Raw genomic sequence first — 14573 nt, 5'->3', positions numbered from 1 at the left:
GCATTCCTCCGTATCCTTCGGGCGTCACGCGGCGGCGAGCCACGCGACGCGCCGGCCGGCATCGCCCGCCAGGTCGGCCGCATCGAACGGGAATTCGATGCCGCGCGGCGCCGCTTGCGGCAGGGCCGCGAGCACGCCCGTGACGAGCGTGTCGCCCGCCGCCGGCGCCACCGCGAAACGGCGCGCGCCCTCGCCAACGACCGCCTTGCAATGAATGTATTCCACATGCGGCGCGAGTGCGTGCGCGCATGCGAGCGGCGCTTCGCCCGGCCACTGCCAGTTGCCGATGTCGAACGTCATGCCGAGCGCATCGGGCGCGCCCGCCTCTGCCAGCGCCGCGAACAGCCCGCTGAATTGCGCGAGCGCGCCGCCCACCGGCAACTGGCCGTTCTCGACCACCACGCGGGCACGCGCGCCGCGCGACAGCGCGACGATCTCGGCTGCGTGCGCGTCGCCGGCGAAGCCGCCGAGCTGGAACTTGACGAAGCGCGCGCCGAGCGCGTCGGCTTCGACGAGCGTGTCGCGCAGCGCGTCGGCATCGAGCGCGCCGGTTTCCGTGTACAACGTGGCCGGCGTCGAATAGACCGACCACAGCCCTTGCGCGGCGAGTGCCGTGCCGAGCTCGGCCAGCGCGCCGGGCGTCGCATCGTCGTCCGATGCGAACAGTTCGCGCCGCACCTCGAAACCGGTCGCGCCGGATGCCGCCGCGGTCGCGATGAATGCACGGTGGCCCTCCTGACGCACGCGGTCCATTCCGAATGCGCTCGCCACGATCACGATGTCTGCCATGTCTGCCCTTTTTTTTCCGGAATGGAACCGGTTCCATTTGCTTGAGACGGATGGTGCGCTTCGCTTCAGGCGCACGCCATAGAGGAAATCCCTAGGACGGGCCGCCGCGCGGAACGGCGCTTGCGCACGTGCATTCGGCTGCGCCCGACCAGCGTCGGCGCCACCTACTCGCCGTCGCGCGTGACGCACATGTCGAGGAACTGGGCGGCCACGCGCGACGGCGCCGCGCCGTGCGGCACCAGGATCGAGAAATGACGCGTGAGCGGCGCGGGGGCGAGCGAGCGCGGCACGAGCACCGCATCCTCGTGACGCAGCGACATCGCGGACACGAAGCCGACGCCCATCCCCGCGCGCACGGCCTCCTTCACGGCCTCGACGCCGGCGATCTCGAACGCGACACGCATCGGCGCGCCGCCGTGCGCGAACGCGCGTTCCACGAGTTGCCGCACGCCGGAGCCCTCCTCGCGCAGCACGAGCGGATGCGCGGCGAGTGCCTCGAGCGTGACGCCGGCTTCGTACTCGGGCGCGGCGAGCGCATGCCCGGCCGGCACGACCGCGACGATCTCGTCCTCGTGCCATGCATGCACGGCGGTGCCGGGCGGCAGCGCCTCGCCAGGCGGCCCTTCGATCATTGCAATGTCGAGCGATGCCAGCGCGGCGACCACGTCGGCCGTGTTGCCGCTCATCGTGTGGATCGCCACCCGCGGCACGCGCGGCTGGAACGCCGCGATCAGGTACGGCAGCAGGTAGCTGGCCGGCGTCGTGCTCGCGCCGATCCGCAGCGTGCCGGCGTCGAGCCCGCGCACCGCGTCGCGAAACGCGCGCGCCTGCGCGAACGTGTCGCGCTGGGCCTTCGCGTACTGCGCGAGCTGTTCGCCGACCGGCGTCAGGCGGATGCCGCGGCCGTCACGCTGGTACAGCGGCTCGCCGAACTCGTCCTGCAGCAGGCGCAGCTGGCCCGACACGGCTGGCTGCGAAAGATGCAGCGCCACGGCAGCGCGGCTGATGTTCAGATGTTCGGCGACGGCCGCGAACGTTATCAGTTGATCCGGGGTCATGGGGATGAATTATCGGCTTTCCGGATAGTTTACGTCACAAATCACAATTTCTCATATCGATATAACCAAATTAGGATTAGGCCATCGCAACCTGTTTTCATCACGGTGCCCCATGTCCACTGCTCCGACTCCTCATCTCAGCCACGCCGCGCCGTCGCTGCGCGGCCAGTTGAACGGCGTGCTGTTCGTCGCGCTGTTCGCCGCCGCCGTCACCAGCCTGTCCGAACTTCCGGCGATCGCCGGGCTCGGCCTGTCGCCGCTGATCGTCGGCATCGTCGCCGGTGCGCTGTACGGCAACGCGCTGCGCGACGGCATGCCCGCGAGCTGGGCGGCCGGCGTCAACTTTTCCGCGCGCAAGCTGCTGCGCATCGCGGTCGCGTTCTTCGGCCTGCGCGTGAGCCTGCAGGAGATCGCGCAGGTCGGACTGCCGGGCCTGACGGTGTCGGTGCTGATCGTCGTCAGCACGCTTGCGATCGGCACCTGGGTCGGCATGAAGGTGATGAAGCTCGATCGCGACGCGGCGCTCCTGACCGCCGCCGGCAGCGCGATCTGCGGTGCGGCCGCCGTGCTCGCGTTCGAGTCGACACTGCAGTCGAAGCCGCACCAGAGCGCGATGGCCGTGGGCAGCGTGGTGCTGTTCGGCACGCTGTCGATGTTCCTGTACCCGTTCGCGTATCACGCCGGCCTGCTCAACCTCGACCCGACCGGCCTCGGCCTGTTCTTCGGCGGCACGATCCACGAGGTCGCGCAGGTGGTCGGCGCGGCGAGCGACATCAGTCCGGAAGTCACGCACGTCGCGACCATCGTGAAGATGACCCGCGTGATGCTGCTGGTGCCGGTACTGCTCGCGCTCGGCTGGTGGCTCGCCCGCTCCGCGCGCTCGGCCGATGCGACCGCCGACGGCGCGCAAGGCAAGCGCAAGGTGGCGGTGCCGTGGTTCGCGCTCGGCTTCCTCGGCTTCGTGATCGTCAATTCGCTGAACGTGCTGCCCGCCGATGTCACGCACACGCTGAACCTGCTCGACACCTTCGCGCTGACGATGGCGATGACCGCGCTCGGCATCGAGACCCGCGTGTCGCAGATCCGCGAGGCCGGCCCGCGCGCGCTGACCACCGGCCTGATCCTGTACGTGTGGCTGATCGCCGGCGGCTACGCGATCACCTGGGCGGTACAGCGCTGGCTTGGCTGAGCCGCGCAGCCACGCCGCGACACGCGCCGCGCCCGACGGGAAGGTCCCGCGGGCGCGGCGCAGTGCTATGCTTCGCGTCGTTTTCCTTCGTCCTCTTCATCACCTTCTTTCAGCCGTGCTCTCGTTCCTGCTGAAGCTGCGCACTCGCGCCCAGACGCTGTTCCGCCTGTCGGACGCCCATACGATGCTGATCTGGTCGGCCGTCGTCGGCGTCGGCGGCGCCTTCGCCACCATGGCGTTCCGCGAAGGCATCGACCTGATGCAGCACCTGATCTCCGGGCACAGCGGCAGCTTCGTGCAGATGGCGAAAAGCCTGCCGTGGTACGTGCGCTTCTGGATGCCGGCCGCGGGCGGCTTCCTCGCCGGCTGCGTGCTGTTGCTCGCGACGCGCGGCGACCGAAAATCCGGCAACACCGACTACATGGAAGCGGTCGCGCTCGGCGACGGCGTCGTGCCGGTACGGCAGAGCCTGTGGCGCAGCGTGTCGTCGCTGCTGACGATCGGCAGCGGCGGCTCGATCGGCCGCGAAGGCCCGATGGTGCAGCTCGCGGCGCTCGCCGCGTCGCTGGTCGGCCGCTTCGTGCACTTCGACCCGCCGCGCCTGCGCCTGCTCGTCGCGTGCGGCGCGGCAGCCGGGATCACGTCCGCGTACAACGCGCCGATCGCCGGCGCGTTCTTCGTCTCCGAAATCGTGCTCGGCACGATCGCGATGGAGAGCTTCGGGCCGATGGTCGTCGCGTCCGTCGTCGCGAACATCGTGATGCGGGAATTCGCCGGCTACCGGCCGCCGTACGAGATGCCGGTGTTCCCGGCCGTGACGGGCGCCGAAGTGCTGCTGTTCGTCGTGCTCGGCGCGCTGTGCGGCGTGCTCGCTCCGCAGTTCCTGCACCTGCTCGATGCGTCCAAGAACCAGTTCAAGCGGCTGCCCGTGCCGCTGCCGGTGCGGCTCGCGCTCGGCGGCCTCGTGGTCGGCGTGATCTCGGTGTGGATTCCGGACGTGTGGGGCAACGGCTACAGCGTCGTGAACCACATCCTGCATGCGCCGTGGACCTGGCAGGCGCTCGTCGCGGTGCTGGTGTTCAAGGTGATCGCGACCGCCGCGACCGCAGGCTCCGGCGCGGTCGGCGGCGTGTTCACGCCGACGCTGTTCGTCGGCGCCGTGTTCGGTTCGCTGTTCGGGCTCGCGATGCACGCGCTGTGGCCCGGCCACACGTCCGCGTACTTCGCGTATGCGATGGTCGGGATGGGCGCGTTCCTGGCCGGCGCCACGCAGGCGCCGCTGATGGCGATCCTGATGATCTTCGAGATGACGCTGAGCTACCAGGTCGTGCTGCCGCTGCTGGTGTCGTGCGTGTTCGCGTATTTCGTCGCGCGCGCGACCGGCACGACGTCGATGTACGAGATCACGCTGCACCATCACCAGGACGCACAGGAACGGCTGCGGCTGCGCACCACCCAGATGCGCGAGCTGATCCAGCCCGCGCAGACAATCGTGCCGCTCACCGCGAGCGTCGCCGACATGACGCGCGTGTTTCTCGAATATCCGGTGAAGTATCTGTACGTGACCGACGACGCCGGGCGCTTCCGCGGCGCGGTCGCGCTGAAGGACATCACGTCCGACCTGCTCGACAAGCGCGACACGACCGACAAGACGGCCGCGCACTACACGCATACGCCGTTTCCGCTGCTCACGCCCGACATGCCGCTCGCGACCGCGCTCGAACGCTTCATGGCGTTCCAGGGCGAACGGCTGCCGGTGATCGAAAGCGAAGCCGAGCCGACGCTCGCGGGCGTCGTCTACAAGACGTCGCTGCTCGACGCGTACCGGCGGATGACCGGCGAGCGGTGACGGGACCCCTGCGTGGCGCCGGACGTGGCGTCGCGGTCTTGTCGATCGCAGCGCCGGCGCAGCACCCGTGGGCCGCGCCCGCTTCTCCGTCCGCCCGCCCGACCGTTCAGTCCGGCGCGCGCCCCAGCACGACCCGTGCGAAGAACCCCGCGAGCACCGATTCGGCCACGTCGGCCGACACGTGCTGCGGGTCGGCCGTGTAGTACGACTGCACGCCGTCGCATAAGCACATCAATCCGAACGCGAGCGTCTCGGCCGGCAGCAGCAGCGGCGTGCCCGCGCGCTCGGCGAAGCGCTGGATGAATTCGGCCATCTGCAGCCGCTTGCCGTGCAGGAACTGGTTGAAGCGCACGCGGAACTTCGCGTCGCGCGCCGCCTGCAGCTTCGCCTCGCCCCACAGCAGCGAATATTCGTCGTCGCGAAAGAGTGTCCGGTAGTACGCGAGCGCCATCGACTCCATCTGCTCGCGCGACCCGCCTATCTCGAAGATCGCCTCGAAATCGGCCTGCACCGAATCGTGATCGCGCTCGAGCAATTCGAGCAGCAGTTCCGACTTGCTGCGGAAGTTCGAGTAGAACGCGCCGCGCGTGTAGCCGGCCGCCGCGGCGATGTCCTCGACGCTCGCCGCGACATAGCCTTTCTTCATAAAAATCCGGTGCGCGGCAGTCAGCAGACGTTCGCGCGTCTGGTCCCTGCTCTGCTCGCGAGTTAAGCGCTGTGGTTTCATGGCGCGCAGTCTAGCACCAACTCCCTTTCAGATTCATCTTTGCACTCAGATACAGGTGTGTATTAGAATCCGCCACAGTTTCCGAACGATCTCGTTCGGCTGTGTTCGTGTGCGCCGGACTGGCGCCACTTGGGGCAAGCGCCCGCCGCGCTTGCCGGCTTCGTTCCGCTCTCACCTCATCTGGGGGTTTCGTGAATCGCTCCGGTTCCCGCGCCGTGCTGCTGATCGGCACCGCGCTCGTCCTCGCCGCCTGTCATCCGAAGGAAGCCGCGCCGCCCGCGCCGCGCCCGGTCGTCGCGCTGCCCGCGCGCGCCGACGGCGCCGCGGCCGCCGCCACGCTGCCCGGCGAGATCCAGCCACGTTATGCGACGCCGCTGTCGTTCCGCATCGCGGGCAAGATCGTCGAGCGCAAGGTGCGGCTCGGCGATACCGTCAAGGCAGGCCAGGTCGTCGCGCTGCTCGATCCGTCCGACGTCGAGAAGAACGCCGCGAGCGCGCAGGCGCAACTCGATGCCGCGTCGCACAGCCTCGCGTTCGCGAAGCAGCAGCGCGATCGCGATCGCGCGCAGGCGCGCGAGAACCTGATCGCAACGGCGCAGCTGGAGCAGACCGAGAACAGCTACACGTCAGCGCTCGCGCAGCGCGACCAGGCGCAGCAGCAGCTTGCGCTTGCGAGGAACCAGCTCCATTACGCGACGCTCGTCGCCGATCATGCCGGCACCATCACCGCCGAACAGGCCGACACCGGCCAGAACGTATCGGCCGGCCAGGCCGTCTACCAGCTCGCGTGGTCGGGCGACGTCGACGTCGTCAGCGACGTGCCCGAAGCCGCGCTCGCATCGCTCGCGCCCGGTCACGCGGCGAGCGTCACGCTGCCGTCACTGCCGGGCCGCCAGTTCGCCGCGAAGGTGCGCGAAATCGCGCCGGCCGCCGATCCGCAAAGCCGCACCTGGCGTGTGAAGCTCACGCTTGCCGCGCCCGATCCGGCCGTGCGCCTCGGGATGACCGCGAATGTCGCGTTCGACGGCGCGCCGGTTGCCGGCAACGCGCCGAGCATCACGCTGCCCGCGACCGCGCTGTTCCACGACGGCCCGCATCCGGCCCTGTGGGTCGTGCGCGCGAAGGACGACACGCTCGAGCTGCGCCGCGTCGACGTCGCGCGCTTCAACGAACGCACCGTGACCGTGTCGAGCGGGCTGCAACCGGGCGAGCGCGTCGTGCTGCAAGGCGTGCACACGGTCAGCGCGGGCGAGAAGGTGCGGCCGGTCGCACCGCTGCATCCGGAGGAATTCCCGTCATGAGCGGCCCCCGCGAAGAAGGCCGGTTCAACCTGTCGGCATGGGCGCTGCGCCACCAGGCGCTGGTCGTCTACCTGATCGCGCTCGCGACGCTCGCGGGCATCCTCGCGTACACGCGGCTCGCGCAATCCGAAGACCCGCCGTTCACGTTCCGCGTGATGGTGATCCGCACGTTCTGGCTCGGCGCGAGCGCGCGGCAGGTGCAGGAACAGGTGACCGACCGGATCGGCCGCAAGCTGCAGGAAACGCCGGCCATCGACTTCCTGCGCAGCTATTCGCGGCCCGGCGAATCGCTGATCTTCTTCACGATGAAGGACTCGGCGCCCGTGAAGGACGTGCCCGAGACCTGGTACCAGATCCGCAAGAAGGTCGGCGACATCGGCTATACGCTGCCGCCCGGCGTGCAGGGCCCGTTCTTCAACGACGAGTTCGGCGACGTCTACACCAACATCTGGACGCTCGAAGGCGACGGCTTCACGCCCGCGCAGCTCCACGACTATGCGGACCAGCTGCGCACCGTGCTGCTGCGCGTGCCCGGCGTCGGCAAGGTCGACTATTTCGGCGATCCTGACCAGCGGATCTTCATCGAAGTGAACAATGCGCAGCTCACGCGCCTCGGCATCTCGCCGCAGCAACTCGGGCAGGCGATCAACGCGCAGAACGACATCTCGTCGGCCGGCGTGCTGACGACCGCCGACGACCGCGTATTCGTGCGGCCGAGCGGCCAGTTCGACAACGTCGCCACGATCGCCGACACGCTGATCCGCATCAACGGCCGCACGTTCCGGCTCGGCGATCTCGCCACCGTGAAGCGCGGCTACGACGATCCGGCCGTCACGCAGATGCGTGCGAACGGTCATGCCGTGCTCGGCATCGGCGTGACGATGCAGCCGGGCGGCGACGTGATCCGGCTCGGCAAGGCGCTCGACGCCGAATCGAAGGATCTGCAGGCGCAGCTGCCGGCCGGCCTCAAGCTGACGCTGGTGTCGAGCATGCCGCATGCGGTCGCGCATTCGGTCGACGACTTCCTCGAAGCCGTCGCCGAAGCGGTCGCGATCGTGCTGGTCGTGAGCCTCGTGTCGCTCGGCCTGCGCACCGGGATGGTCGTCGTGATCTCGATTCCGGTCGTGCTCGCCGTCACGGCCCTGTTCATGTACCTGTTCGACATCGGGCTGCACAAGGTGTCGCTCGGCACGCTCGTGCTCGCGCTCGGGCTGCTCGTCGACGACGCGATCATCGCGGTCGAGATGATGGCCGTGAAGCTCGAGCAGGGTTACAGCCGCGCGCGCGCCGCCGCGTTCGCGTACACGAGCACCGCGTTCCCGATGCTGACGGGCACGCTCGTCACGGTGTCGGGCTTCCTGCCGATCGCGCTCGCGAAATCGAGTACCGGCGAGTACACGCGCTCGATCTTCGAAGTGTCGGCGATCGCACTGATCGCGTCGTGGTTCGCGGCCGTCGTGCTGATCCCGCTGCTGGGCTTCCACCTGCTGCCCGAACGCAAGAAGCACGCGCACGAAGCGCACCTGCCGGACGATCACGAGCACGACATCTACGACACGCGCTTCTACACGCGCTTGCGCGGCTGGATCGACTGGTGCATCGAGCGGCGCTTCGTCGTGCTGCTGATCACCGGCGCGCTGTTCGTCGTCGCGCTGCTGGGCTTCTCGCTCGTGCCGCAGCAGTTCTTCCCGAGCTCCGATCGCCCCGAGCTGCTGGTCGACCTGCGCCTGCCCGAAGGCGCGTCGTTCGCGGCGACGCTGCGCGAGACCGAACGCCTCGAGAAGGTGCTCGACAAGCGGCCCGAGATCGACCATTCGGTGAATTTCGTCGGCAGCGGCGCGCCGCGCTTCTACCTGCCGCTCGACCAGCAGCTGCAGTTGCCGAACTTCGCGCAGTTCGTCGTCACCGCGAAATCCGTCGAGGATCGCGAGAAGCTCGCAGCCTGGCTCGAGACCACGTTGCGCGACCGCTTCCCGGCCGTGCGCTGGCGCCTGTCGCGGCTCGAGAACGGGCCGCCCGTCGGCTACCCCGTGCAGTTCCGCGTGAGCGGCGACGACATCGCGACGGTGCGCGCGATCGCCGAGAAGGTCGCGGCGACGATGCGCGGCGACGCGCGCACGGTGAACGTGCAGTTCGACTGGGACGAGCCGGCCGAACGTTCGGTGCGCTTCGAGCTCGACCAGAAGAAGGCGCGCGAGCTGAACGTCACGTCGCAGGACGTGTCGAGCTTCCTCGCGATGACGCTGTCCGGCACGACCGTCACGCAATACCGCGAACGCGACAAGCTGATCGCGGTCGACCTGCGTGCGCCGCGCGCCGATCGTGTCGATCCCGCGCAGCTCGCGGGCCTCGCGATGCCGACGCCGAACGGCCCCGTGCCGCTCGGTTCGCTCGGCCGCTTCACGCCGACGCTCGAATACGGCGTCGTGTGGGAACGCGACCGCCAGCCGACCATCACCGTGCAGTCGGACGTGCGCGTCGGCGCACAGGGCATCGACGTCACGCATGCGATCGACGGCAAGTTGAATGCATTGCGCGCGCAACTGCCGGTCGGCTACCAGATCCACATCGGCGGGTCGGTCGAGGAAAGCGCGAAGGCGCAGACGTCGATCAACGCGCAGATGCCGCTGATGGCGATCGCCGTGTTCACGCTGCTGATGATCCAGCTGCAGAGCTTCTCGCGCGTGCTGATGGTCGTGCTGACCGCCCCGCTCGGCCTGATCGGCGTGGTCGGCACGCTGCTGCTGTTCGGCCAGCCGTTCGGCTTCGTCGCGATGCTCGGCGTGATCGCGATGTTCGGGATCATCATGCGCAACTCGGTGATCCTCGTCGACCAGATCGAGCAGGACATCGCGGCCGGACACGGACGCTTCGACGCGATCGTCGGCGCGACCGTGCGGCGCTTCCGCCCGATCACGCTGACGGCCGCGGCCGCCGTGCTCGCGCTGATCCCGCTGTTGCGCTCGAACTTCTTCGGGCCGATGGCGACCGCGCTGATGGGCGGCATCACGAGCGCGACCGTGCTGACGCTGTTCTACCTGCCCGCGCTGTACGCCGCGTGGTTCCGCGTGAAGCGCGACGAACGCGACCCGCGCGACGCCCCGCCGCACGACGGCGGCACGCCCGCCGCGCCGTCGGGAGCCTGATCATGGAACTGTCGATGAACCTGAAAACGAAGGCCGCGCGGGTGCTCGCGGCCGCGAGCCTCGCCGGCCCGCTCGCCGGCTGCGCATGGTTCGCGCCGAGCGGCGAGCCGCCCGCGATGCCGTCGCCCGCGCATTACGGCGCCGCGCCGCAAGTGCCGCAGACCGTCGCCGCGCAAGGCGTCGCGCAGCAGTTCGACGTCGGCGCGCAACCGGTGCCCGACTGGTGGACGCAGTACCGTTCGGATGCGCTGAACGCACTCGTCGACGAGGGGCTGCGCAACAGCCCGACGCTCAGTGCGGCCGCGCACTCGCTGGATGCCGCGCGCGAGCAGCTGCGCGGGCAGATCGGCAGCTCGATGCTGCCGTCGATCGACGCCGGCGGCCAGGCCACGCGCCAGCGTGCGCTCGGCGTGCCGATCCCCGCGCTCGGCGCACCGACGTTGCTGTACGACACGTTCGTCGGGCAACTGCAGGCGAGCTATACGGTCGACCTGTTCGGCGTATCGCGCTTCGCGAACCGTGCACTCGCGAAACGCGTCGACGTCAGCGCGTTCCAGCTCGAATCGGCACGCCGGGCACTCGCCGCGAACATCGTCACCGCGTCGATCACGGTGTCGGTGCTCAATGCGCAGATCGCCACCACCGAACGGCTCGTCGCGCTCGCGAACGACCAGGCGCACGACGCGCAACGCCGCTACGCGCTCGGCTCGGCGTCGCGAAGCGACGCACTGAACGCGCAGCAAAGCGCGGACACCTTCGCCGCGAGCCTGCCCGCGCTGCGCCAGCAGCGCGATTCGGCACGCCATGCGCTGGCCGTGCTGGTCGGCCGCACGCCCGACCGGCCGCCCGCCGACCTCACGCTCGCCGACCTGCACCTGCCCACGCAGGTGCCCGTGGTCGTGCCGTCGGACCTGCTGCAAAGCCGCCCCGACATCCAGGCCGCCGACGCGGGGCTGAAGGCGGCCGCCGCCGAAGTCGGTCTCGCGACCGCGCAGCTGTTCCCGCAGTTGTCGCTGTCGGCCGCGATGGGCAAAGGCGGTTTCAGCTGGCCGGCGATGCTGTCGGGCGCCGGTTCGATCTGGAACGTCGGTGCGTCGCTCAGCCAGCCGCTGTTCCACGGCGGCGCGCTGCTCGCGCAGCGCCGTGCGGCGAAGGCGACCTACGAGGCGGCGGTCGACCAGTACAAGCAGACCGTGCTCGCTGCCTTCCAGAACGTCGCGGATTCGCTCGCCGCGCTCGAGCACGACGCTCAGGCGCTCGATGCGTCGTCGCGCGCCGCGCTGTCCGCGCGCGGCGCGTACGACGACGCGGCCGCCCGCGTGCGGCTCGGCGCGCTGCCGCCGTCGGCCGCGCGAGCAAGCGAGCTGCAGTACCGCAACGCGCGGCTCGACGAGATCCGCGCGACCGGCGCACGCTTCGCGGATACCGCGCGGCTCTATCAGGCGATGGGCACGCCGCCGGTCGACCCGACCGGCAAAGCCGGTAAGGCTGAAAAAGCTGAAAAAGCTGGAAAGGCTGACCCGGCCGGCGACATCGGCGACGCGGCTCGAATCGCCCCCACCGCCCAGGCGCGCGCGGCCACGCCCGACGCGCCGCCGTCACCGCAATGACCGCAATGACTGCAATAGCGCGCCGTTTGCGTCAGGCGCGCGGGACCACCCCCGCGCGCCGATCCGCGATCTTCCGCTTGACCCTCACGTAGCGTAACGTTCGAGACTCCAGTGTGCGCACCGAACGGAGGACACCATGCGGCTGAAAGTGGGAGAACTGGCGAAACGCAGCGGCCTGACCGTCCGCACGCTTCATCACTATCACGCGATCGGCCTCCTGACGCCTTCGGCGCGTGCCGACAACGGCTACCGGCTGTACGACCGCGACGACATCGCCCGGCTCCACCAGATCCAGGCCCTGCGTCGCTTCGGACTGTCGCTCGCCGAAATCGGCGACTACCTGAACCGGCCCGGCACCCCGCTCGTCGCACTCGTCGCGAGGCAGATCGCGTCGCTCGACCACCAGCTCGCGCAGACCGCGCAGCTGCGCGAGCGGCTCGTGCACCTGCACGCGCAACTCGCCGCGGGCACGGAGCCGGAGCTGGCCGATTGGCTCACCACACTGGAGTTGATGACCGTGTACGACAAATACTTTTCCGAGGAAGAACTCGCACGCCTGCCGATGTATCGCAAGAGCCAGGCCGGCGACGCGGAATGGACGGCGCTCGTCGCCGACGTGCGTGCGCTGCACGACGCGGGCGTGCCGCCCGAGGACGCGCGCGCACGCGCGCTTGCCGGCCGCTGGATGGCGCTGCTCGTGCGCGACACGAACAACGATCCGCGGCTGCTGGCGAAGCTCAACCTGATGCACGAGCGCGAACCGTCGATGCAGTCGAAACTCGGCATCTCGACCGTGCTGCGCGACTATGTGCTGCGCGCGTCCGCGGAAACGAAGATGCGGATCTTCGAGAAGTATCTCGCGCCGGACGAGATCCGCTTCATGCGGGCGCACTTCGGTGAACGCTCGATGGAATGGCCGCAACTGATGGGCGATGTGCGCGACGCGATCGATGCGGGCGCGCAGCCCGATTCGCCGGAAGGCCGCGCGCTCGCGCAACGCTGGCTCGACCTGTTCCGCAGCTACGCGGGCGACGACCCGGCCACGCACGCAAAATTCCGCAAGGCGATGATGACCGAGCCGGCGCTGACGAAGGACTCGTGGGTCGACGACACGCTGCTCGGCTTCATGCGCGAGGCGATGGCGCAGCTTGCGCCGGCGCGTTGAGGGTCCAACGCCCCGGGGGGCCCGGGCGGTGCGTGGCCGTTGCGCGCCGCCCGGACACGTCGTCAGGCGAACCGGCTCGTATCCGGCCGCGCGTCGAAAACGCCGCGCGATCACGTCTCACCGGCAGCGCCGAGCCGCGTGCTTCCTCACCACTTGCAGCCCGTATCGCGAACCGCATCCAGCGCGAGCATCGGGAGTGCGAGCAAGCCGGCGCCCGAATACGCGCGCCGGCAATCGGCACGCCGTGCGTCCGACACCCCGCTTGCCAGCGTCTCGTCGACCGAATGGCGACGCGCGGCCGGGAGGCCGGACGATGCGCCCAGCGCACCGACCGTGGCCGCCGCAGGGCTGCGCCCCGTCGGGCGACGCGTGCCGATCGTCGCCAGATCACGCCCCCAGTCGACCTCGGGGGTCGGCGCACGCACCGGGCTGCTTTCACCCGAATCCGGCGGGCCGCCGGTCGTTGCCTGCGCCGGCGCGGCCGAAAGCGAACGTGTCGCCCTGCGCGGCGTCGCCGCTGCGCCGGGACGGCTCTTCGGTTCGCGCGTCCCTCGCATGGCGGCTGTCGGACCGGTGCGCCGGTCGACCTCGGTTGCGGGCGCAGGTTCGGGCGTCACGGGAATCAACCGGACGCTCAATGCAATCCGGCCCGACGACGCATCGACCCGGGCTGCAACCGGCCCGCGCGCCGCCGGCATCCGCTGCAGCGCATACCAACCGATCGCATGCAGCAACACGGCGACCACGCCTGCAACTGCCACGATGCCCGGCCGACGCCGCCGCGCCGCATCGACGACCGGCGGTTGCGGCACGTCAATCCGGCTCGCCGCCGCCGTCATCGCTGAACGCGAGCAGGTCGCCCGGCTGACAGTCGAGATACCGGCAGATCGCCTCCAGCGTCGCGAAGCGGATGCCCTTGACCTTGCCTTGCTTGAGCAGCGACAGGTTCGGTTCGGTGATCCCGACGGCCGCCGCGAGATCCTTCGAGCGGACCTTGCGGGTCGCGAGCATCACATCGAGTTTGACCACGATCGACATCGCGCGCCTCAGACGAACTGCCGGTGTTCGGCATCGAGCTCGCTCGCCTGCCGCAGGATGTGCGCGATCACCGCGATACAGGCCGCCGTGAACAGCGCGACGACGTACGGCAGGCTGAAGCCGATGCTGACGACGCGATGGCCGACCGGTTCGCGAAACGTCGCCCACACGCTCAGCAGCGGTTCGCACAGCAGGCTCAACAGCACCCACAGACCGATCGCGCGCCCCGTCTTGCCGAGATGGCCGGCCGCCTGTGCCGAGAAATAGTCGCGCCGTGCGTAGGTCCGGAACAGCTCGCGCAAATGGCGCAGGCCGCCCGCGAGCGCAACGAGCGGGACGCTCGACAGCAGGATGCCGACGGCCTTCTGCCACCACGGGAACGCGCCGACATCGACGCCCAGGTTCGTGACCACCGAATCGGTGAGGCCGAATACGAAGCCGGGCCCGGTGGCCGCGCTCAACGACGGGAACGCCCAGCACGCGGCGTTGAGCACCAGCATGCCGACGATGAACCACAGCGTGACGGTAGCCATGCGCTGACTGATACGGGCAATACGATTGGAATGCATGCGAACCTCCTCGACAGGGTGTGAACACGCATCGATTGTAAGCCAAATAATTATCGTAAAACGATAATTATTTTGTGTAGATCAGTCATTTTTTATCGTCAATCATGATAGACGACTTCCAGGTACGACGCG

Annotated in this window: 12 protein-coding genes; 6 read left to right on the top strand and 6 right to left on the bottom strand. The window is 69.2% G+C overall.

Going from position 1 to position 14573, the window contains the following annotated elements; all coding sequences use genetic code 11:
* Window positions 1–24: 24 nt before the first annotated feature.
* Window positions 25–789: a sugar phosphate isomerase/epimerase gene (locus tag U4Z64_RS34185; RefSeq protein WP_321822333.1), complete on the bottom strand. Its 765-nt coding sequence runs from the start codon at window positions 787–789 to the stop codon at window positions 25–27.
* 164 nt (window positions 790–953) lie between these two features.
* On the bottom strand, window positions 954–1847 hold the full coding sequence (locus U4Z64_RS34180) for a LysR family transcriptional regulator (RefSeq protein WP_321822332.1): 894 nt from the start codon (window positions 1845–1847) through the stop codon (window positions 954–956).
* A gap of 112 nt (window positions 1848–1959) precedes the next feature.
* Here U4Z64_RS34180 and U4Z64_RS34175 point away from each other — a divergent pair, with 112 nt between their 5' ends.
* Together U4Z64_RS34175 and U4Z64_RS34170 are read left to right on the top strand one after the other, a co-directional pair.
* Window positions 1960–3036 carry a YeiH family protein gene (locus tag U4Z64_RS34175; protein ID WP_321822331.1) on the top strand — a complete coding sequence of 359 codons (1077 nt, stop codon included), beginning with the start codon at window positions 1960–1962 and terminating at the stop codon, window positions 3034–3036.
* Window positions 3037–3151: 115 nt separating this feature from the next.
* Window positions 3152–4885: a ClcB-like voltage-gated chloride channel protein gene (locus tag U4Z64_RS34170; RefSeq protein WP_321822330.1), complete on the top strand. Its 1734-nt coding sequence runs from the start codon at window positions 3152–3154 to the stop codon at window positions 4883–4885.
* 106 nt (window positions 4886–4991) lie between these two features.
* On the opposite strand, the gene U4Z64_RS34165 is transcribed toward U4Z64_RS34170, so the two are convergent.
* The gene (locus tag U4Z64_RS34165; protein ID WP_321808969.1) at window positions 4992–5612 is read right to left on the bottom strand and encodes a TetR/AcrR family transcriptional regulator; all 621 of its coding nucleotides are present in this window, start codon (window positions 5610–5612) and stop codon (window positions 4992–4994) included.
* A gap of 191 nt (window positions 5613–5803) precedes the next feature.
* On the opposite strand from U4Z64_RS34165, the gene U4Z64_RS34160 reads away from it, so the two are divergent.
* From U4Z64_RS34160 to U4Z64_RS34145, 4 genes are all read left to right on the top strand, one after another.
* Complete coding sequence (locus U4Z64_RS34160; RefSeq protein ID WP_321822329.1) at window positions 5804–6913, top strand: efflux RND transporter periplasmic adaptor subunit; 1110 nt, start codon at window positions 5804–5806, stop codon at window positions 6911–6913.
* Window positions 6910–10059 carry an efflux RND transporter permease subunit gene (locus U4Z64_RS34155; protein ID WP_321822328.1) on the top strand — a complete coding sequence of 1050 codons (3150 nt, stop codon included), beginning with the start codon at window positions 6910–6912 and terminating at the stop codon, window positions 10057–10059. The genes U4Z64_RS34160 and U4Z64_RS34155 overlap by 4 nt, the downstream gene beginning before the upstream one ends.
* A 2-nt stretch (window positions 10060–10061) precedes the next feature.
* On the top strand, window positions 10062–11669 hold the full coding sequence (locus U4Z64_RS34150) for an efflux transporter outer membrane subunit (protein WP_321822327.1): 1608 nt from the start codon (window positions 10062–10064) through the stop codon (window positions 11667–11669).
* Window positions 11670–11805: 136 nt separating this feature from the next.
* Window positions 11806–12834: a MerR family transcriptional regulator gene (locus tag U4Z64_RS34145; protein ID WP_321822326.1), complete on the top strand. Its 1029-nt coding sequence runs from the start codon at window positions 11806–11808 to the stop codon at window positions 12832–12834.
* Between the two features lie 146 nt (window positions 12835–12980).
* Here U4Z64_RS34145 and U4Z64_RS34140 read toward each other — a convergent pair whose 3' ends face one another.
* From U4Z64_RS34140 to U4Z64_RS34130, 3 genes are read right to left on the bottom strand one after another with little or no spacing between them, the layout of a single operon-like run.
* A complete protein-coding gene (locus U4Z64_RS34140; RefSeq protein ID WP_321822325.1) occupies window positions 12981–13646 on the bottom strand; it encodes a hypothetical protein in 666 nt (221 codons plus the stop codon).
* A gap of 1 nt (window position 13647) precedes the next feature.
* Window positions 13648–13872, bottom strand: coding sequence for a helix-turn-helix domain-containing protein (locus U4Z64_RS34135; RefSeq protein WP_124485430.1), 225 nt, complete (start codon window positions 13870–13872; stop codon window positions 13648–13650).
* An 8-nt stretch (window positions 13873–13880) separates the two neighbouring features.
* Window positions 13881–14441: a DUF2975 domain-containing protein gene (locus U4Z64_RS34130; protein WP_321808975.1), complete on the bottom strand. Its 561-nt coding sequence runs from the start codon at window positions 14439–14441 to the stop codon at window positions 13881–13883.
* Window positions 14442–14573 lie beyond the last annotated feature (132 nt).

The organism is Burkholderia sp. BCC1996, assembly GCF_905339955.1.
GTDB lineage: Bacteria > Pseudomonadota > Gammaproteobacteria > Burkholderiales > Burkholderiaceae > Burkholderia.
Note: the sequence above shows the minus strand (reverse complement) of the source record. Positions and strands in the feature narration are given on the sequence as shown.

What these genes read in the sequence shown, in the direction of transcription:
- U4Z64_RS34185 (WP_321822333.1), bottom strand. Translation starts at nt 789, where the DNA reads ATGGCAGACATCGTGATCGTGGCGAGCGCATTCGGAATGGACCGCGTG.
- U4Z64_RS34180 (WP_321822332.1), bottom strand. Translation starts at nt 1,847, where the DNA reads ATGACCCCGGATCAACTGATAACGTTCGCGGCCGTCGCCGAACATCTG.
- U4Z64_RS34175 (WP_321822331.1), top strand. Translation starts at nt 1,960, where the DNA reads ATGTCCACTGCTCCGACTCCTCATCTCAGCCACGCCGCGCCGTCGCTG.
- U4Z64_RS34165 (WP_321808969.1), bottom strand. Translation starts at nt 5,612, where the DNA reads ATGAAACCACAGCGCTTAACTCGCGAGCAGAGCAGGGACCAGACGCGC.
- U4Z64_RS34155 (WP_321822328.1), top strand. Translation starts at nt 6,910, where the DNA reads ATGAGCGGCCCCCGCGAAGAAGGCCGGTTCAACCTGTCGGCATGGGCG.
- U4Z64_RS34150 (WP_321822327.1), top strand. Translation starts at nt 10,062, where the DNA reads ATGGAACTGTCGATGAACCTGAAAACGAAGGCCGCGCGGGTGCTCGCG.
- U4Z64_RS34145 (WP_321822326.1), top strand. Translation starts at nt 11,806, where the DNA reads ATGCGGCTGAAAGTGGGAGAACTGGCGAAACGCAGCGGCCTGACCGTC.
- U4Z64_RS34135 (WP_124485430.1), bottom strand. Translation starts at nt 13,872, where the DNA reads ATGTCGATCGTGGTCAAACTCGATGTGATGCTCGCGACCCGCAAGGTC.
- U4Z64_RS34130 (WP_321808975.1), bottom strand. Translation starts at nt 14,441, where the DNA reads ATGCATTCCAATCGTATTGCCCGTATCAGTCAGCGCATGGCTACCGTC.